This is a genomic window from Bradyrhizobium cedriense, assembly GCF_054602315.1.
In genome coordinates this window covers 858630-877600 of record NZ_JBTSWB010000002.1, presented here as the reverse complement: position 1 = coordinate 877600, position 18971 = coordinate 858630, and the positions used below count along the sequence as shown (strand labels likewise).

Here is an 18971-nt window from a genome sequence, read left to right as displayed (position 1 = left end):
GTTGCCGCAGAGCACGGAGGCACGTCAGGATCGTGATCGACGAACACGGCTTTTTCGGACGCACCGGGTCATCATGACTGCCGTTAACGAGAATGTTATCGGCGCCTGTGGGAATCTCGAGCAAACAAAAAAGGCGGCCCATGAGCCGCCTTTTCAGATCGTTTCGGTCGAGGATCGCGTCAGGCGAGTGGCACCGCGACGAAACGCGTCGCCTCCGCGCTTCTGACCTGCAACAGCACGGTGCGCTTGCCCGAAGATTTGGCCTGCGCCAGCTCCGAACGAACGTCGCCGACATTGCCGACCGCCTTGCCGCCGACATTGAGGATGACGTCCCCGGTCTGAATGCCGCGCTGTGCCGCCGGCCCCTGCGGATCCACTTCGGTGACGACGACGCCCTTCTGGCCCGCGCCCTGGACGTCACCTGCCGGCGCCAGGCTCAGACCGAGGCGCGGCGTGCCGGCATTCGGCTGCCCCCTGCCCTCTTCGGCATTGCCGCTTCCTTTGGCTTGCCGCTCGTTCGGCAGCTCGCCGAGTGCCAGGGTCACCGTTTTGCTGTCGCCCTTGCGGAAGACATCGAGCTTCACGGACGTGCCCGGCGCCAAGGTGGCGATGGTGCGGGCGAGGTCACGGGAGTCCTTGATCGTGGTGCCGTTGACGGCGGTGATGACGTCCCCCGCCTCGATGCCGGCTTTCGCCGCCGGGCTGCCATCTTGCGGATCGTCGACGATCGCGCCGCGCGCCTCCTTGAGGCCGAGGCTGTCGGCAATATCCGATGTCACGGGCTGCACCTGCACGCCAAGCCAGCCTCGGGTGACCGCGCCCTTGTCCTTCAATTGCGCGACGACGAGCTTGGCGGTCGAGGCCGGAATATCGAAGCCGATGCCGACCGAGCCGCCCGAAGGCGAGAAGATCGCAGTGTTCACGCCAATCACGTTGCCGTTCATGTCGAAGGCCGGGCCGCCGGAATTGCCCTTGTTGATTGGCGCATCGATCTGGATGAAGTCGTCATAGGGGCCATTGCCGATGTCCCGGCCGCTGGCCGAGACGATGCCGGCGGTCACGGTGCCGCCGAGACCGAAGGGATTGCCGACCGCGACCACCCAGTCGCCGATGCGCGGCTTCTGGTCGGAGAATTTGACGAATGGAAAGTCCCTCTTGCCATCGACCTTGATCAGCGCGAGATCGGTCTTCGGATCGGTGCCCACGACCTTCGCAGTGTAGGTCGTACCGTCATCCATCGTAACCTGGACGGACTCGGCGTGGTCGACGACGTGGTTGTTGGTCACGGCATAGCCGTCGGCGGAAATGAAGAAGCCGGAGCCTTCGCCCGTGATCATCTGATGGCGCTGGCGCGGCGTGCCGTTCATGCCGCCCGGGAAGCGGAAGCCGAACTGTCGCGAGAACTGGTCGAACGGCGTGTCCTCGTCCGAATCCATCCGGTTCTGCTGCAACATGGCGCTCTTGTCGTTGTCCCGGTCGATCTTCACCCGCACCGAGATCACCGCGGGTTTGACCTTGCTGACCAGATCGCCGAAGCCCGGCGGCGTCGCGGCGGCTTCCGCGGCCTGAGCCGGCGCAACGAAGGAGTTCATGCCGAACGGCAACGAGCCTGGCGCAATTGACAGGGCGGCCACGCCCAGCGCGGCCACGGTGCCGAGCAGCGCGAGCCGGCGCGGACGCAAGATCTTGCGAGAGGTGGCGGTGTCGGATTTGACGGGATCGTTCATGTCGAAATGTCCATGTTGAGCTGATGTCGCCTTGCCATCAACATGGTCGCTGCCACCTTACGGCGTCCCGTCCATCCGATTAAATCTCGGCAAAGAATGGCCGAGCGGGCGCAGCCGGCAAATCGTCGCCGCCCGTTTGATGCAGCTCAACACGGGTCCTTGGCGCAGTGAAAAACTGCGGCCATCGGATGATATCCACGTCCAGCGGAGGCGCGCCATGTACAAAGACATTCTCGTCCACATTCCCACCGAACGTCCCATGCGCTCCGCGATCGAGGGCTCGATCTCGCTCGCGGCGCATCTCAACGCACATCTCGATGCGGTCGCGGTCGGCTATGTCGCAACCAGTACAGCTTACGTGATGGAGGGCGGCGCCGCGGTGGCAGCCGTGTTCGAACTTGAACGCGAGCGCGCGGTGGAACGGGCCGAGGCCGCGCTCGCGGTGTTCAAGAGCGAAGCGGCGAACGCCGGCATCTCCTACGCCTGCCACGCACTCGGCGCGATCCCGGCGGATGCGGCCGGCTCGCTCGGCGAGATGGCGCGACTGCACGACCTCAGCATCGTGCTCCAGCCGGATCCGGCGCAGGGCTCGTTCGACAACGACGTACCAGGCGATATCCTGTTCCAGGCGGGCGGCCCAGTGCTGTTCCTGCCCTACACCTTCCGTGGAGCCTTCAAGGCGAACCGGATCGGCATCTGCTGGGACGGCAGCCGACTCGCTGCCCGCGCCGTGCGCGACGCAACAACGTTCCTGGCGCGCGCCGCAGAGATCGTGATCATCACCATCAACGAGGCAGAGGCCGCGCGCGGCGAAGCCTCAGCGAGCAGTCTGGCAAGGCATCTCGGCCGGCGCGGACTGTCGACGCGCACGGTCGGGCTGTCGGCGACGCGCGCCGACATTCAACCGACCATCCTGTCGCTGGCGGCGGACGAGAGCCTCGATCTCCTGGTGATGGGCGGCTACGGCCATTCGCGGTTGCAAGAGCGCGTCCTCGGGGGCGTCACCCGCGCCATGCTGGAAGCCATGACGGTTCCGACCCTGATGTCGCATTGAGCCGAGCCGGCTTGGCGCCATCACGCCGCGACGGGAGCTTCCCATGTCGGAGGTTTGGTGGCGTCCTCGTTGCGTTGCACATTGCACGCGTCGAAATGCGCCTCGAGTTCGATTTCGGCGAGATGTTCGAAATGTTCGGCCTGGCCGAGAAGTTCCCAGGTCTGGAGCGGCCGGTAGGCCGCCTGCTGACGACAGAGGGACGCCAGCGCCCGGTAGCGACGTACGTTCTCCATGAGACCCTCCCTCGCATTCCCCGGGATTATTGCCCCGATTTACGTCAGGCCGATGGCGATTGTGCAAAAAATTCGCTGCGCGCCGTACCAGACGTCTGTCCAGTCTAGGAAACGCGTCGGAACGTTAAAGTTCCAATCTGGAGATTGGGTCGCCGTTGATCAGACGCGCTTGAAGGATCGACTGCTGATCCGTCCGTAGCCTACCGGACGCGCGCGCTTTCCCCGCGCTGCGGCTCCGCGGCATTATCTTGCAGTTCTGCGACCCGGCCGGCATCTCCGGCGGCGCGAATAGCCGCAATATTGGCCGCGTATTCCGCTCCGCCCTTGCCGCGAAATACCGCAGAGCCAGCCACCAGTGTATCGGCACCCGCCGCGGCAATGGCCGCCGCATTGTCGCGCGTGACGCCGCCATCGACCTCGAGCCGGATCGGCCGATCGCCGATCATGGCCCGAATTCGTCTGATCTTCCCGAGTTGTGCCCCGATGAAGGACTGGCCACCGAAGCCGGGATTGACCGTCATTACCAGCACGAGATCGAGACGATCGAGCACATATTCGATCGCGCTCTCCGGCGTCGCGGGACACAGGCTTACGCCCGCCTTCTTGCCGAGCGCGCGGATCGCCTGGAGCGAACGGTCGAGATGCGGGCCGGCCTCCGCATGGACGGTAATGACATCGGCCCCGGCCTTCGCGAACGTCTCGAGGTAGGGATCGGCCGGCGCGATCATGAGATGCACGTCGAGGACCTTCGTCGTCACCGGCCGGATTGCCTTGATGACATCGGCGCCAAAACTGATGTTCGGCACGAAATGCCCGTCCATCACGTCGCAATGGATCCAGTCCGCGCCGGCCGCGTCGATCGCCGCAACCTCCTCGCCGAGGCGCGCAAAATCCGCCGCCAGGATCGAGGGAGCGATGATGATCTCTCTGGTCATGGCTTCGCACTCCGCACGTCTACGCCGCCACTGAAGACGCGGCTCGCCAGGACGTCCATGGGATCGATCGTTTCGAGGTCGGCGATGTCGAGCATGCGGTTGAGATCGGATACCAGGCGATCGGCCTGCCGCAGGCGGATGCGATCGACGGCGTTGCGGATCGAGCGCGCGTTGGAGAAGAACGGCTGGGTCCGGCGCAGCGCGATGTATTTCTCGAACGCCTCGCGCGCCGCCGCCGAGAGCCGATAGCCGCGTTCCTTCAGCATCAGCTCGGCGATCACGAGCAGCTCGTCCTCCGCATAGTCCGGAAACTCGATGTGGTGGGCGATGCGCGAGCGGAAGCCGGGATTGGATGCGAAGAAGCTCGTCATGCGATCGCCATAGCCGGCGAGGATCACGACGAGGTCTTCGCGCTGGTTCTCCATCACCTGGAGCAGGATCTCGATCGCCTCCTGGCCGTAGTCGCGTTCGTTGTCGGGGCGATGCAGATAGTAGGCCTCGTCGATGAACAGCACGCCGCCCATCGCCTTCTTCAATATCTCCTTGGTCTTCGGCGCGGTGTGGCCGATATACTGGCCGACCAGATCGTCGCGCGTCACCGAGATCACTTGCCCGCGCCGCACGAAACCGAGCCCATGCAGGATCCTGGCCATGCGGAGCGCCACGGTGGTCTTTCCGGTGCCGGGATTGCCGGTGAACGACATGTGCAGTGTAGGCGGTGCTGAGGCGAGTCCCGCCCGCTGCCGGATGCGTTCGATGAGCAGCAGCGAGGCGATCTGGCGCACGCGGTTCTTCACCGGCTTGAGCCCGATCAGCTCCTGCTCGAGTTGTTGCAGCGTATCGGTGATCCCGGCCGCTTCGGCCTCCCTTCGGAGATCGAAATGGGTCTCACTGTCAGTCGTGGTTGCGCGGGGCACATCAAGCATCGGCACCTCGAAGAAAAGGGCTTCGCCGCGAGGCACGCGGCGAAGCAGTTGGTCCGCCAAGGATGCGGAGCAGGGAGAGCTCCGCGCGGAGGAGAATGGCTATTGAAAGACGTGGGCAGCGGGCTTTCGTACCGTAGTGTAGCGGATCGCGCGGCCGCCCACTTCCTGCCGCACCAGCTCGAACTCAGCCTCCTGCTTCGGCCGGTTGACGAGGAAGGAGATGCGCACCGACTCCCAGCCATGGCTGGAATCGAAGCCGCTGATGCGGATGTAGCTGTCGCCGTACACCCTGCGGCACTCGGCGAGCTCCATCATCACGCCGGCGGCGTCCTGCAGATCGAACATCGGCAGGCCCCACATCTCCCAATAAGTGTTGCGGGGATGGGGATCGTCGGTGAACTCGATATTCACCGCCCAGCCGTTGCCAAGGCAATACTGCACCTGCTTATAGATCTGGTCGTCGGTGAGATCGGGTAGGAACGAAAAGCAACCCTGAGTGAGTTTCATGCTGATCTCCTCAAACTGTCTCGAGCACGGTCGGAACGAAGTCCGGCGTGTCGGTGGATTGATAATTGAACGTCACGTCCTTCCAGACCTCGAGCGCCGCCTTCAGCGGCGTGCAGGTCTCGGCCGCCCTGGCCAGGATCTCCGGACCTTCGTGGACGTAGTCGCGCCCTTCGTTACGGGCGAGGATCATCGCTTCCAGCGCCACGCGGTTGGCGATCGCGCCGGCCGCAATGCCCATGGGATGGCCGATGGTGCCGCCGCCGAACTGCAGCACGACGTCTTCGCCGAGCAGATCGAGCAGCTGGTGCATCTGCCCGGCATGGATGCCGCCGGAGGCGACCGGCATCATCTTGTTCAGGCTCGCCCAGTGCTGGTCGAAGAACAGGCCGTGCTCGAGCTTGGTCGGGTTGAAATCCTCGCGGCAGACATCGTAATAGCCGCGCGTGGTGTTGGGATCGCCTTCGAGCTTGCCGACCACCGTGCCGGCGTGGATGTGGTCGACACCCGCGAGCCGCATCCACTTGGCAATGACGCGGAACGACACGCCGTGGCTCTTCTGCCGCGTATAGGTCGAGTGACCGGCGCGATGCAGATGCAGGATCATGTCGTTGCGCCGCGCCCATTTGGCCATTGATTGGATCGCGGTGTAGCCGATCACGAGGTCGATCATCACGATGCAGGACCCGAGTTCCTTGGCGAATTCGGCACGCTCGTACATGTCCTCCATCGTGCCTGCGGTGATGTTCAGGTACGTGCCTTTCGCCTCACCCGAGGCGGCCTGCGCGCGGTTCACCGCCTCCATGCAGTAGAGGAAGCGATCGCGCCAGTGCATGAAGGGCTGCGAGTTGATGTTCTCGTCATCCTTGGTGAAGTCGAGTCCGCCCTTCAGCGCCTCGTAGACCACGCGGCCATAGTTGCGCCCCGACAGCCCGAGCTTCGGCTTCACCGTCGCGCCGAGCAACGGTCGGCCGAACTTGTCCAGCCTCTCGCGCTCGACCACGATGCCGGTCGCCGGCCCCTGGAACGTCTTCACATAGGCGACCGGGAAGCGCATGTCCTCCAGGCGAAGGGCCTTGAGCGGCTTGAAGCCGAACACGTTGCCGATGATCGAGGCCGAGAGGTTTGCAATCGAGCCCGGCTCGAACAGGTCGAGGTCATAGGCGATGTAGGCGAAATAAGAGCCCGGCGTGCCCGGCACCGGATCGACGCGGTAGCATTTCGCACGATATTTCTCCGCGGCCGTGAGGCGATCGGTCCACACCACGGTCCAGGTCGCGGTCGAGGATTCACCGGCCACCGCAGCAGAGGCCTCGATCGGATCGACGCCTTCCTGGGGCGTCACGCGAAACAGCGCGATGACGTCGGTGTCCTTTGGCACGTAGTCGGGCTCCCAATAGCCCATGCGCGCGTATTCCATCACACCCGAACGATAGCGCTCTTTGCCGCGGACCGTGCCTGCATGTGCGTTCATGTCTCTCTCCTGCTGTCTTTTCTGCTCTTTCCGATTGATCAGGCCGCGACCGGCTCGCGGGCGTCGACGCGTGGATCGAGCTCGCCGGCGCGGTAACGCCGCGCCATCTCGCCCAAGGGAATGACCTTGATCTTGCTGGCGTGGCCCGCCGTGCCGAACTGCTCGAAGCGCTCGCGGCAAAGCTCGCGCATCGCGTCCATCGCGGGCTTGAGGAACTTGCGCGGGTCGAACTCACTGCGGCTTTGAGCCGCCACCTTGCGAAACACGGCAGTCATCGCCAGCCGACAATCAGTGTCGATATTGACCTTGCGCACGCCGCTCTTGATACCGCGGACGATCTCGTCCACCGGCACGCCCCAGGTCTGCGGCATCTCGCCACCGAACTGATTGAACATGTCCTGGAGCGACTGCGGCACCGAGGATGAGCCGTGCATAACCAGGTGGGTGTTCGGCAGCCGGCGATGGATCTCCTCGACCACGCGCATCGCCAGGATGTCACCATCGGGCTTGCGGCTGAACTTGTAGGCGCCGTGGGAGGTGCCCATCGCGATCGCCAGGGCATCGACCTTCGTTGCGCGGACGAAATCGACGGCCTGGTCGGGATCCGTCAAGAGCTGATCGTGGCTGACCTTGCCCTCGACGCCGTGACCGTCCTCCTGCTCGCCGCCGCCATGTTCCAACGAGCCGAGCACGCCGAGCTCGCCTTCGACGGAGGCGCCGACCCAGTGGGCGAGATCGACGACGCGCCGGGTGATCGCGACGTTGTAGTCATAGTCGGCGGCCGTCTTGGCATCCGCCTTGAGCGAGCCGTCCATCATGACGGACGTGAAGCCATGGGCGATGGCGGAGGCGCAGGTCGCCTCGTCATTGCCGTGGTCCTGGTGCATGCAGAGCGGGATGTCGGGATAGGTCCGCTCCAGCGCGTCGATCATGTGCGACAGCATGAGATCGCCGGCATAGCTGCGCGCGCCACGCGAGGCCTGGATAATGACGGGCGCGTCGACCTCGGCCGCTGCCTGCATGATCGCGATGCCCTGCTCCATGTTGTTGATGTTGAACGCCGGCACGGCATAGCCGTGGTTGGCGGCATGATCGAGCAGTTGGCGAAGGGTGATACGGGCCACGACAAGTCCTCCTATTGTCTCTTGCGGGCGATTGCTCGCCGCGCTGCTTCCGCAATGCTTTGCGGGGTGATGCCGAACTCGCGATACAGCACGGGCGCAGGCGCCGAGGCGCCGAAGCCGCGCATGCCGACGAACTCGCCATCAGCACCGATCCAGCGCGGCCAATCGCCCAGCACCGCCGCCTCGATTCCGACACGCGGCGCGGTGCCGAGCACGGAGGCGCGGTAATCGTCCGGCTGTTCCTCGAACAGCGCAAAACAGGGTGCAGAGACAACGGCCGCGCGGATGTGCTCGGTCGCGAGCAGGCGGGCAGCTTCCAGCGCAATTGAGACTTCCGAGCCGGTGGCCATCAATGTCAAGTCGCGGCCGCCGTCCGGCGAGACGACCAGGTAGGCGCCGCGTGCAACGCGGCTTTTGCCGCGCGCGTCGCTGCGGAACGTCGGTAAAGCTTGCCGCGACAGGCACAGCACGGACGGACGATGCTCCGCCGCCAGCGCACAGTCCCAGGCCTCCAGCGTCTCCACGGCATCAGCCGGCCGGAACACGAGCAGGTTCGGAATCACGCGCAGCGCGGCGAGATGCTCGACCGGCTGGTGCGTCGGGCCATCCTCTCCGAGTCCGATCGAGTCGTGCGTCATCACATGGATCACGCGCAGCCGCATCAAGGCCGAAAGTCGGATCGCCGGCCTGCTGTAGTCGGAGAACGCGAGGAACGTGCCGCCATACGGGATGAAGCCGCCATGCAGCGCGAGACCGTTCATCGCGGCCGCCATGCCGTGCTCGCGAATGCCGTAATGAATGTAGTCGCCGGCGAACGTTTCTCGCGTGACGGCAGTTTGCGCCTTGGCGTGTGTGAGGTTCGAATGCGTCAAGTCGGCCGAGCCGCCGATCAGGCCCGGGATCGTCCCGGCGATGCCGTCGAGCACCTGCTGCGAAGCCTGCCGCGTCGCGAGCTTGGGCCGCTCGCTGGCAAAACGCTCGCGCAATTTCGCGGCGGCCAGCGCGTAGGCGGCGGGCAGAGCCACGGCCTTGCCCTCGACGAACAGATCGCGCTGCTCGGGCGTTGCGCTTTCATAGCGATCGAGCCAGGCGAGACGATCGAGCTGTCCGCGCTGCCCGATCATCCGCCAAGCCTTCTGAATCGGGATCGGCACGACGAAGGGCTGATAGTCCCAACCGAGCGCCCGCCGCGCGGCTGCTGTCTGGTCGGTGCCGAGCGGCGCACCGTGCGCCTTCTCGGTGCCCTGCCGGTCCGGCGCGCCATAGCCGATGATGGTGCGGCAGGCGATCAGCGACGGTTTCGTCGTCTCACGCTCTTCTGAGATTGCCTGCGCAACGGCTTCGGGATCGTGGCCGTCGATGCGGCGCACCGACCAGCCGGAGGCGGCGAAGCGCGCGAGCTGGTCATCGGACGTCGCAAGCGAGGTCGGGCCGTCGATGGAGATGCCGTTGTCGTCGAACAGCACGATCAGGCGGCCGAGCCCGAGATGGCCGGCAAGCGAGATCGCCTCCTGGCTGATGCCCTCCATCAGGCAGCCGTCGCCCGCGATGACATAGGTGAAGTGGTCGACGAGGCCGTCGCCATGCCGCGCGTTGGCCATGCGCTCGGCGAGCGCCATGCCGACAGCGGTCGCGATGCCCTGCCCCAACGGTCCCGTCGTGGTCTCGACGCCAGGCGTATGGCCATATTCCGGGTGCCCCGGCGTCTTCGAGCCCCACTGCCTGAAGGCCTTGACATCGTCGAGGCTGACATCGCCGCCGGTCAGATGCAGCAGCGCATAGAGCAGCATCGATCCGTGGCCCGCCGACAGCACGAAGCGGTCGCGGTCGGGCCAGTTCGGATGCGCCGAGTCGAATTTGAGGAAGCGTGAGAACAGCACGGTCGCGACATCGGCCATGCCCATAGGCAGGCCGGGATGTCCGGATTGCGAGGTCTCGATGGCGTCCACCGCGAGGAAGCGGACGGCGTTGGCGAGATCGTGGTGCGTGACCGCCGTGAGGTCGGCTTCGGCATGAACCGAGATGTTCATCGGATCCTCTCGTTGTTGTCGTTGGTGTGCGTCACTTCAGGTTCCGCTTGCGTTCGATGAGCTGCATGATCAGCGGCGTCAGTATCAGCTGCATGGCGAGATCGAGCTTGGCGCCGGGACACACGATCGAATTCGCGCGGGACATCCAGCTCTGCGGCAGCATCGAGAGCAGATAGGGGAAGTCGATACCGCGGGGATTCTTGAAGCGGATCACGACCATCGATTCGTCCGGCGTGGGGATCCAGCGCGCGATGAACGGATTGGAGGTATCCACCGTCGGCACGCGCTGGAAGTTGATGTCGGTCTCGCTGAATTGCGGGCAGATGTAATGGATGTAGTCAGGCATCCGCCGCAGGACGGTGTCGGTGACGGCCTCGGTCGAATAGCCGCGCGCGCTGCGGTCGCGGTGCAGCTTCTGGATCCATTCGAGGTTGATCACCGGCACGACGCCGATCTTGAGATCCGCGTATCGCGCGACATTCACCTTATCGGTGACGACGGCGCCGTGCAGGCCCTCGTAGAACAGCAGGTCCGAATTCTCCGGCAGTCGCTTCCATTCGGTGAAGGTGCCGGGGGCCGCGCCGTGCAGCGCCGATTCTTCCGCGTCGTGCACGTAGTGCCGAGTCGTCGCGGTGCCGGTCTCGCCATAATCCCGGAATGCGCGCTCCAGCTCCTCGAACAGGTTCGTCTCGGGGCTGAAATGGCTGAAATGCTTGTTGCCGCGCTCGGCCTCCTTGGCCATTTGCGCACGCATCTCGGCGCGATCGTAGCGATGAAAGGCGTCGCCTTCGATATAGGCGGCGTTGACCTTCTCGCGGAAAAATATCTGCTCGAACGTCTTCTTGACCGAGGTGGTGCCGGCGCCGGATGAGCCGGTGATGGAGATGATCGGGTGTTTCCTGGACATGGCGCGCCTCGCTCAGAGTCGGAAGAATCCGCGCCGTGCGAACAGCGGCGCTGCGACGCTGGCAACCAGCAGCGGATCGCAATGCAGCTCCTCGACGCGCCGGACCTCGTTGCTCGAGCCCATGATCAGCGGCACGCGCTGGTGCAGGCTCTGCGCAGACAGTTCGAGGATGCGCTCGCGCCCTGTCGAGGCCGAGCCGCCGGCCTGCTCGATGATCATCGCCATCGGATGCGCCTCGTAGGTGAGGCGCAGTCGGCCATCGCCATAGCCCGGGCGCGCGTCCGAGGGATAGAGGAACACGCCGCCGCGGGTGAGAATGCGATAGGCCTCCGCGACCAGCGAGCCGATCCAGCGCATGTTGAAATCGTGATTGGCGGGTCCTTCGACGCCGGCGAGGCATTCGTCCACGAAGGCACGCATCGGCGGGTCCCAGTGCCGGCGATTCGATCCGTTGATGGCGAACTCGTCGCAAGCCTCTGAGATCTGCACGCCGCTGCGCGCGAGACGGAAACAGCCCGCCTTGCGGTCGAGCGTGAAGATCTCGACGCCCTCGCCGAGCGTCAGCACCAGCGAGGTCTGCGGACCGTAGGTGACAAAGCCCGCCGCGAGCTGCGCCGAGCCGCGCTGATGGAAGGCGAGCGAGAGATCGTCGGGCGCCGGCAAGATCGAGAAGATCGTGCCGACGGTCATGTTGATGTCGATATTGGAGGAGCCATCGAGCGGGTCGATCGCGATGCAGACGCGGCCTTCGCGGTCGATGATCTGGGCCTCGCGCATCTCCTCCGACGCCAGCGCCGCGATCGGCAGCCGGCTGAGGCAGCGGCGCAGGATCGCATCGGCCTGGACGTCGAGATCGCGCTGGAGATCGCCGTCGCTGTTGCGGCCCGTGGTCAGGCCCGAGGCGTCGGCGAGATCGCCGGAGGCGATGAGATCGGCGATCTCGATCGCCGCGGCCGCGATGGCATCGACGGCGCCGGCCACCGCCAGCGCATGAGGCGCGGTCTCGGAATACCGTTGAAGGTGGTCATCCAGCCTGAGTTGCCCCGTCATCTGCGTCCATCCCCTCTATCGGCGCCGCATCCAGTTTCCCTCCCGGCTGGAGGTCGGTGCGGTCGGTCCCGGCATCAGGAGATTGACAGGGCCGGCTTAATAAGGAAAATTTCTATTCATAATGAGCCTCAAAGAATTTTCTTATAATGGTCCCGGCCATGCTGCGGCCCAGCTCCGGCATCTGACGATCCGGCAGCTGCGCTCGCTTGCGGCGCTCGCGGCCAAGGGCAGCGTGACGGCGGCATCCGGCCATCTCGGGCTGACGCAGCCGGCCGTGACCCAGCAGCTGCGGCAGTTGCAGGACCTCGCCGGCCTGCCGCTGGTGCAGCGGACCGGCGACGGCATGCTGCTGACGGAGGCCGGCAAGGAGGTGCTGGCGCTGGCGGAGCGGGTCGAGGCCGCCATCACGGATTGCCAGGGCGCGCTGGATTTGCTCGCGGGGCGCACCGGCGGCACGGTGCGTCTCGGCGCGGTCTCGACCGCGAAATATTTCGTGCCGCACGCGATCGCGGCATTCTCCAGGCGGTATCCCAAGATCGAGATCAAGCTCACCATCGGCAATCGCGAGGAGATCCGCGAAGCCATGCACGGCTACGACCTCGACTTCGCGGTGATGGGTCGGCCACCGGCCGACGTCACCGTCGACGTCCGCCAGCTCGGGCGCAATCCGCACGTGATCGTCGCGCGCAAGGGCCACTGGCTGGAGAAGGATTCCGGCCTCAACCTGACGGATCTCGTGCACGAGACCTTCCTCACCCGCGAGCCGGGCTCAGGCACGCGGACTCTGATGGAGGGTCTGTTCCAGAAGTCGGATCTTGAGCCCATCATCGGCATGGAAATGAGCAGCAACGAAACCATCAAGCAGGCCGTGATCGCCGGGCTGGGCATCGCCTTCATCTCGGCCCACACCGTGGCGCATGAGCTCGCCGAAGGCCGGCTCGTCGTGCTCGACGTCGCGGGCCTGCCGATCGTCCGCCAATGGTACGTGATCCGCCGCAGCGACAAGGTGCTGCTGCCGCCCGCACAGGCGATGTTCGATTTCCTGGGCTCGGAAGGGTCGAATTATCTGCCTGATTTGCCCGAGCTCGGCGGGCGATAGCCGGCCGGCGCTCAGCTCATCAGCTTCATGGCGATGGTCGCCGCCAGCACCACGATGATCTGGATCAGACGCTCCGTCGTGAAGATCCGATTGAAGGTGGTCATTGCGTGCCCCGGCCGAGGTGAAGGAGATCGGCCCGTTGCTAGCACAGCAGGATGCCGAGACAATTCCGTAATTTCCCCGTGGGCGATCGCGCCTTCGGCGAGCCGGTTCAGGGCCGCACCGATGGCTGGCGATCAGGCTGCGAGCGGGGCGGCGCAGTCCGCGCGCGCCGCGAAATAGGCTTCCAGCTCCGACAGCGCCCGCGCTTCCCAATCCCTCGCCTGCTCCAGCAGCGACCAGCTCTGGCCCGGGCGGAATGCGGCGGTCTGGCGATAGAGCGATGCGATGCTGCGGTAGCGGCGCACGTTCTCCAAGATGGCGTGACCGTTCATGTCCGAAAACTCCCTCGTCATTCCCGCGGGAGAAACTGCGGCCAAATCTTTTTCGAAAAGTTAGCGGCGCGCGGCACGTTCGCGAATGGTTGCCGGACCGTTGCACGCGCGCAACGCCCGCGGTCTTGCCGGGCCGAATTATTGCGGATTCGTTGCCGCGCTCTCGCCCGACGGATTCAGCCCGCCACGGCTGATGATCGTCATCGTCTCGCGGCAGAGATCGGCAAGGCCGATCAGGAGGACGGCCAGGAGGCAGAACAGGTTGATGGAATCGGCATTCGCGCTGGTCAGCGGAGTGAACTGGAAGAAGGGCGACATGAACGCCCACCACACCAGCGGGACGGTGAGCAGCGCAGCGAACGCCGCCGCCGGTGCGCCCGCGACGTACGCAAGCACGAACAGACCGGGCAGGAACGCCACGAAATAGAGCTTTGCGCCGAGGGCGACGCAGATGCCCTCCAGCACGGCCGACATTGCGACGACGCCCAGCCCGAGCAAAAACGCCTGCCACGACCATGGCCGTACCCGCGGTACGCCAAACAGCCCCGTACGCCTCATCAGCCTCCCCCTGCCGCCCGTTAACCGGGTCCGCTTGCGACCAAAGTACAACACCGGCAGGGAAACCGCGAGGCGGAAATTGCATCCAGGCGAGGTTGGGTAAACAGGACGCGTCGCAAGATTCCGTCTACGCCGCCGGCTACTCGGTCGCCGCATAGAGCAGGCCGGCGACGGGCAGCGCGAGGCCAATGGCCGATGCGAGCGCCCAGCCGCCCTGCGCAAAGGCGAAGGCGCCAACCGCGGAGCCGGCCGCGCCGGCTGCGAAGAACGTCGCCATGTAGAGGCCATTGAGGCGGCTGCGGTGCTCGTGCCCCAGCGCGAAGATGGCGCGGAAGCCGAGCACGACGTTGCCCTGAACGCCGATGTCGATGGCGATCGCGGCCGCCACCAGACAGGCGAGGTTCAGCATCGAGCCGGGCGTGCCGAGATAGGTCACGAGGAAGCCTGCGGCCGCGAGCAGCATGGCGACCAGCGTCGCACTGCGGCTATGGCCGCGATCGGCGAGCCGTCCCGCGATGGGCGCGGCGAACACGCCGGCGACGCCGGCCAGCGCAAACAGCGCGATGCCGCGCTGGGAGAACCCGAATTCGCCGGCAAGCTGGAGCGGCGCCACCGTCCAGAACAGGGTGAAGGCGCCGAACAGGCTCGCCTGATAGAGCGCGCGGCGCCGCAGCAGCGGCGTGGTTCGCACCAGATGCGGCATCGACAACAACAGTTCGCCGTAGTGCATCCGCGTGACCGGCTTGCGCTTCGGCAGCGTCATCCAGAGCACGGCTGCGAGCACGATCATCAGCGCGGCGGAGCAGAAGAACACCGCGTGCCATGACAGCGCTGCGGTGACGAAGCTCGACACCGGACGCGCCAGCATGATGCCGAGCATCAGGCCGGTCGAGACGTTGCCGACGACCCGGCCGCGGATGGCCTCGGGTGCCAGATGCGCGGCATAGGGAATGATGATCTGCACTGCGACCGAGCCGAGCCCGATGAACAGCGCGGCAATCAGGAACGGCAGCGCATGCGTGGCGAACGCGGCGGCGAGCAGTGCGGCGGCGCCGAGCGTGATCACCGAGCAGATCAGGGTGCGGTTCTCGACGAGATCGCCGAGCGGCACGATGAAGAGAAGCCCGACGCCGTAGCCGATCTGCGTCATGGTGACGATCAGCCCGCTCGCTGCATGCGAGAGCCCGAGCGCGGTGCTGATCGGGGCGATCAGGGGCTGCGCATAGTAGATGTTGGCGGCGACCATGCCACAGGCCGCGGCAAGCACGAAGGTCAGGCGCTGCGACACCGCATCCGGTGCGGGCGCGGTCTCGATGGTGGCATTCATCGTCATTCGCATGGACTCCAGATAGGTATAGGGAATGACTATTCCCTATTATGACAAAAAATTCAGGCGAGCAGCTTCATCGCGACGTCGGCCAGGCGCTCGCCGTCGAGCCGCAGGCGCGCCTTGCCGACGACACGCATGCCCTGCGTGATGCAGATCATCAGCCGCGCGGTGTCTTCGACGGCGACATGGCGGGGAATCGAGCCGTCGGCCTGTCCGGCGCGAATGAGGCCGGCGATGAAGCTTTCGTTGGCCGCAAGCTGCGCGCTGACGCGGGAGCCGACGACGGGGTCGCGCGCGGACAGTTCCACCGCACTGCCGACTACGAGGCAGCCGCGCCGTCCCTCGATGCCCTGGGAGTGCTCGACATAGGACAGCAGCACGTTGCGGATTTGCTCGCGGCCGTTTGCGCCCCGCGCCGCCGCGTTGCGGGTCTGCTCCTGGCGCTGCGCCGTGTAGCGCTCGAAGGCGGCGAGGAAAACCGCATGCTTGTCGCGAAACGCCTTGTATACGCTTCCGGTGGCAAGCCGCATCGCGGCGGTGAGCTCGCCGATCGAAGTGGCATGATAACCGCGCTCGCGAAACACGCGCACGGCGCGGTCGAGGGCGGTGTCCATGTCGAACTCACGGGGGCGGCCGGGCGGACGGGCGGCAGGCCGGGAGCGGCGGGCGGTCTTTTGCATGGGACGTTAATAGGGAATGCTCGTTTCCAAATAAAGACACGTGGTTGTGAGCGGGTCGAGGAAGGGAAATCGACGATCTATGACACCGAGTTTGGCTGCAGACACACCTTCGCGCTCTCGCGGCTTGTTTCGCCCGAGCTTTTGCTTCGTCGCTCCACCCTCTCCGGACGAGAGGGCGCAGGGAAGGCCGGGTGCCGGCTGGCACCCACGGTCCGCTGTGCGAAATGCACACGCAGAAGAACTGCACAGCGGCATACAGGTGAAGCCCAACACACGGCCTTCCCTGCGCGATGGTCGGACGGCTTATGCCGCGCTCTCCCGGGAGCCGAGTTCCCTCTGGCCTCCCTCACCCCGCGAAAGTCACCGGCACCGCGCCGGTTGGCGCGACTGCCGCATTCGCAAGGGCTTGACCGTAGCAACGACGGCCAGGACCACACGGTTTTGCCGTACGCACGGCCCGCCATTTCGCCGCAGTTTTTCCAGCCCTGTCGACGGAGCCGGAAACTTGCAGGCGAGACGAAGCCTGACAGCGCCGTTCGTCCGCGCGATGCCCAGGGCTCACGGAGAGCAATCCGCCCTGCCCCGGCCTTTCGCGCCCGACGCTGCCGCGTCCACCGCAAGCCCGGCTCGCGAACATGACGACCACACGATCGCCCCTCAAGGATGAGCCGGGATGGGCGACACATACGGCAAAACCGAATTTCGGTAAAGTGGAATATTTTCACGATATCGGATTGACAGGGGGCGACACAGCCCGGTCCCGTAGCCCGGATGAGCGAAGCGACATCCGGGATCCCTGCGCGGGACGTCCCGGGTATCGCTGCGCTCACCCGGGCTACGAAGAGTGATCACCCCTTCGTGCGCACCGGCGTCCCATCCGCCATCGTCGTCACGCCCTTCCGCTCCACGATCATCCCGTAGGCCCGCGGCTGGCGGTGAACGTCGAAATTGAAGGTGGTGCGCTTGTAGGAGTTGCAGAGGTCGAGATCGCAACGCGCCAGCGCGATCTCGTCGCCCTTGCTGGTGCAGGCCGCCACGATCTCGCCCGAGGGCCCGATGATGCAGCTGCCGCCGATGTGGTCGACGCCTTCCTCGACGCCGGCCTTGGCGACGCCGACCACGAAGGTGCCGTTCTGATAGGCGCCGGCCTGCATCACCAGTCGATTGTGGAACAGCGAGAGATCGTCGTGCTCGGGCGCCGGCGGATTGTGCACCGGCGTGTTGTAGCCGATCATGACCATCTCGACGCCCTGCAGGCCCATCACGCGATAGGTCTCGCTCCAGCGGCGGTCGTTGCAGATCGCCATGCCCATCACGCCGCCGAAGGCATCGACGACGCCGAAGCCGCTGCCCGGCTCGAAATAGCGCTTTTCCAGATGCTGGAATTCGCGCCACGGCTCGTGCTCGGCATGGCCGGGCAGATGGACCTTGCGGTACTTCAGGACGATCGCGCCGCTCTTGTCGACCAGAATGGAGGTGTTGTAGCGCCTGACGATTCCCGCCTCGGCCGTCAGCTCGGCATAGCCGAGGCAAAAGCCGATGCCGAGCTCGCGCGCCAGATCGAACAGCGGCTGCGTTTCAGGACCCGGCATCTCGCGCTCGAAGAAGCTGTCGATCTCGGCCTGGTCCTCGAAGTACCAGCGCGGAAAGAAAGTTGTCAGCGCCAGCTCGGGATAGACGATCAGGTCGCAGCCGCAATCCCGAGCCTGGCGCATCAACGCCATCAGCCGCGCAACGACGGCCGTCCTGGTCTCGCTCCTCGCAATCGGCCCGAGCTGGCCGGCCGCGATGGTCACAAATCTCGCCACGCTCATTCCTCACGTTTTGATGCGCCGGGCCCGAAGCCTATCCAGCGATGGACCACGCGCACAGGACGCCTCGGCCCCGTCCAAATGCCACAATCAAGTTCCGTGCCTAATTAGCGGGTAACATCGTGAGGGCGCGGAAGAGCGCGCGCGACTCAGGGAATTTCGTTGCCGATATGCAACGGTTCCCCGTGGTCTGAGGGCCGTCAAAACAAACTCCCATTCCGGCCACGAACCTCTCTCACAAGGTCGTGAGACTATCAGGGGAAGACGATGCGTGCACAACGCGTTTGGAAAGTGAACGGGGCCGCCAGCATCGGGCAGCTTCAATCGAGACTGGACGATCTGAACAAGCGTCTCGGGCAGCTTGAAAATCAGCAATCGGATAGCGGGACTCTGGAAGAGCTGAGAGCGATCGCGCTCAGCCTGTCGCGCGAGATCGACGATATCCGCTGCGCCGAGGCGACGGCGGCCTTGAGCGAGCTGCTGCGAAAGTAGCCGGGCGCGCCGATTTGCAGCGCACGCAAGGAACCAAGTTCCGCCGCCGCAATTTCCATGCAGAGCATGGAGCACAAACATGAGCAGACACCTGACGCGGGCCCATCTCGCGCGCTGCGCGGCGAGCGCGGTATCCCCGCAGGTCCCGTTTGCGGCGGAAGTCGCCTACCCGCCACTTCGCCCCGTGAGGGATTTCGCATGACGACCGATCCGGAGGAATCGGTGAGGCTGCAAGGCTACGGCGAGATGACGCTGCGCACTGCCATCGAGACGCTGGTGCGACTTGCGCCGCGCGAGCGATCCGAGACGGCCGTCTTCCGCGTCCGCGACGGCGTGCGTTTGGCGCAGAGCGAGATCGCCGAGCTCGCCTCGAGCTGGGGCATCGAGCCGGCACCCAACGTGCGATCGCCGAGACTGGTCCCGGAGCAGCGCTGGCCGGACATCGTGCGCGGCATGGTGCGCGAAGCACCGCTGCCGTCGCTGATTGTGGCGTTTCTGGTGGGCGTATTGGTGACGCGGCGGTAGTCCTCTTCGAACTCCAGCGAAGCTCTCTCAGTGCAGCCAGTCCATCCCAAAAAATACCTGGCCGTCGCAACGGCCGGG

At 65.3% G+C, this 18971-nt stretch carries 19 protein-coding genes; 4 read left to right on the top strand and 15 right to left on the bottom strand.

The features are described 5' to 3' along the window. Nucleotides 1–179: 179 nt before the first annotated feature. The gene (locus ACYCVF_RS10340) at nucleotides 180–1727 is read right to left on the bottom strand and encodes a Do family serine endopeptidase (RefSeq protein WP_459602236.1); all 1548 of its coding nucleotides are present in this window, start codon (nucleotides 1725–1727) and stop codon (nucleotides 180–182) included. 217 nt (nucleotides 1728–1944) lie between these two features. On the opposite strand from ACYCVF_RS10340, the gene ACYCVF_RS10335 reads away from it, so the two are divergent. Continuing rightward, a complete protein-coding gene (locus ACYCVF_RS10335) occupies nucleotides 1945–2781 on the top strand; it encodes a universal stress protein (protein ID WP_459602234.1) in 837 nt (278 codons plus the stop codon). A gap of 20 nt (nucleotides 2782–2801) precedes the next feature. On the opposite strand, the gene ACYCVF_RS10330 is transcribed toward ACYCVF_RS10335, so the two are convergent. From ACYCVF_RS10330 to ACYCVF_RS10290, 9 genes are all read right to left on the bottom strand, one after another. After that, entirely contained in the window at nucleotides 2802–3014 is a 213-nt protein-coding gene (locus ACYCVF_RS10330; protein WP_459602232.1) for a hypothetical protein, read from the bottom strand. A gap of 200 nt (nucleotides 3015–3214) precedes the next feature. Beyond that, on the bottom strand, nucleotides 3215–3949 hold the full coding sequence (gene rpe, locus ACYCVF_RS10325) for a ribulose-phosphate 3-epimerase (protein ID WP_459602230.1): 735 nt from the start codon (nucleotides 3947–3949) through the stop codon (nucleotides 3215–3217). Further along, nucleotides 3946–4875 (bottom strand): CbbX protein, encoded by a 930-nt coding sequence (cbbX, locus tag ACYCVF_RS10320; protein WP_459602228.1) that lies wholly within the window; start codon nucleotides 4873–4875, stop codon nucleotides 3946–3948. Before cbbX ends, rpe begins: the two co-directional genes overlap by 4 nt. A gap of 99 nt (nucleotides 4876–4974) precedes the next feature. After that, a complete protein-coding gene (locus tag ACYCVF_RS10315; protein ID WP_459602226.1) occupies nucleotides 4975–5382 on the bottom strand; it encodes a ribulose bisphosphate carboxylase small subunit in 408 nt (135 codons plus the stop codon). 10 nt (nucleotides 5383–5392) lie between these two features. After that, the gene (locus ACYCVF_RS10310; protein ID WP_459602224.1) at nucleotides 5393–6853 is read right to left on the bottom strand and encodes a form I ribulose bisphosphate carboxylase large subunit; all 1461 of its coding nucleotides are present in this window, start codon (nucleotides 6851–6853) and stop codon (nucleotides 5393–5395) included. Nucleotides 6854–6891: 38 nt separating this feature from the next. Then, nucleotides 6892–7977, bottom strand: a complete 1086-nt coding sequence (fba, locus tag ACYCVF_RS10305) for a class II fructose-bisphosphate aldolase (protein ID WP_459602222.1) — start codon at nucleotides 7975–7977, stop codon at nucleotides 6892–6894. Nucleotides 7978–7988: 11 nt separating this feature from the next. Beyond that, nucleotides 7989–10007 (bottom strand): transketolase, encoded by a 2019-nt coding sequence (tkt, locus tag ACYCVF_RS10300; RefSeq protein WP_459606547.1) that lies wholly within the window; start codon nucleotides 10005–10007, stop codon nucleotides 7989–7991. 31 nt (nucleotides 10008–10038) lie between these two features. Beyond that, nucleotides 10039–10914 carry a phosphoribulokinase gene (locus tag ACYCVF_RS10295; protein ID WP_459602218.1) on the bottom strand — a complete coding sequence of 292 codons (876 nt, stop codon included), beginning with the start codon at nucleotides 10912–10914 and terminating at the stop codon, nucleotides 10039–10041. A gap of 12 nt (nucleotides 10915–10926) precedes the next feature. Continuing rightward, nucleotides 10927–11964 (bottom strand): class 1 fructose-bisphosphatase, encoded by a 1038-nt coding sequence (locus ACYCVF_RS10290; RefSeq protein WP_459602216.1) that lies wholly within the window; start codon nucleotides 11962–11964, stop codon nucleotides 10927–10929. 121 nt (nucleotides 11965–12085) lie between these two features. Here ACYCVF_RS10290 and ACYCVF_RS10285 point away from each other — a divergent pair, with 121 nt between their 5' ends. Continuing rightward, on the top strand, nucleotides 12086–13063 hold the full coding sequence (locus tag ACYCVF_RS10285; RefSeq protein WP_459602214.1) for a LysR family transcriptional regulator: 978 nt from the start codon (nucleotides 12086–12088) through the stop codon (nucleotides 13061–13063). Between the two features lie 236 nt (nucleotides 13064–13299). Here the strand turns inward: ACYCVF_RS10285 and ACYCVF_RS10280 are convergent, their stop codons facing one another. The 5 genes from ACYCVF_RS10280 to ACYCVF_RS10260 all read right to left on the bottom strand — a co-directional run bounded on the left by ACYCVF_RS10280 (nucleotide 13300) and on the right by ACYCVF_RS10260 (nucleotide 17873). Then, nucleotides 13300–13497 (bottom strand): hypothetical protein, encoded by a 198-nt coding sequence (locus ACYCVF_RS10280; RefSeq protein WP_459602212.1) that lies wholly within the window; start codon nucleotides 13495–13497, stop codon nucleotides 13300–13302. Between the two features lie 138 nt (nucleotides 13498–13635). Beyond that, the gene (locus tag ACYCVF_RS10275) at nucleotides 13636–14055 is read right to left on the bottom strand and encodes a DUF4118 domain-containing protein (RefSeq protein ID WP_459602210.1); all 420 of its coding nucleotides are present in this window, start codon (nucleotides 14053–14055) and stop codon (nucleotides 13636–13638) included. Nucleotides 14056–14194: 139 nt separating this feature from the next. Then, entirely contained in the window at nucleotides 14195–15388 is a 1194-nt protein-coding gene (locus tag ACYCVF_RS10270; RefSeq protein WP_459602208.1) for an MFS transporter, read from the bottom strand. Between the two features lie 56 nt (nucleotides 15389–15444). Next, the gene (locus ACYCVF_RS10265) at nucleotides 15445–15999 is read right to left on the bottom strand and encodes a TetR/AcrR family transcriptional regulator (RefSeq protein WP_459602206.1); all 555 of its coding nucleotides are present in this window, start codon (nucleotides 15997–15999) and stop codon (nucleotides 15445–15447) included. A 914-nt stretch (nucleotides 16000–16913) separates the two neighbouring features. Next, the gene (locus ACYCVF_RS10260) at nucleotides 16914–17873 is read right to left on the bottom strand and encodes an N-carbamoyl-D-amino-acid hydrolase (RefSeq protein WP_459602204.1); all 960 of its coding nucleotides are present in this window, start codon (nucleotides 17871–17873) and stop codon (nucleotides 16914–16916) included. Nucleotides 17874–18143: 270 nt separating this feature from the next. On the opposite strand from ACYCVF_RS10260, the gene ACYCVF_RS10255 reads away from it, so the two are divergent. Both ACYCVF_RS10255 and ACYCVF_RS10250 read left to right on the top strand, forming a co-directional pair. Continuing rightward, entirely contained in the window at nucleotides 18144–18368 is a 225-nt protein-coding gene (locus ACYCVF_RS10255; RefSeq protein WP_459602202.1) for a hypothetical protein, read from the top strand. 198 nt (nucleotides 18369–18566) lie between these two features. Beyond that, a complete protein-coding gene (locus ACYCVF_RS10250; protein WP_459602200.1) occupies nucleotides 18567–18893 on the top strand; it encodes a hypothetical protein in 327 nt (108 codons plus the stop codon). Nucleotides 18894–18971: the final 78 nt, after the last annotated feature.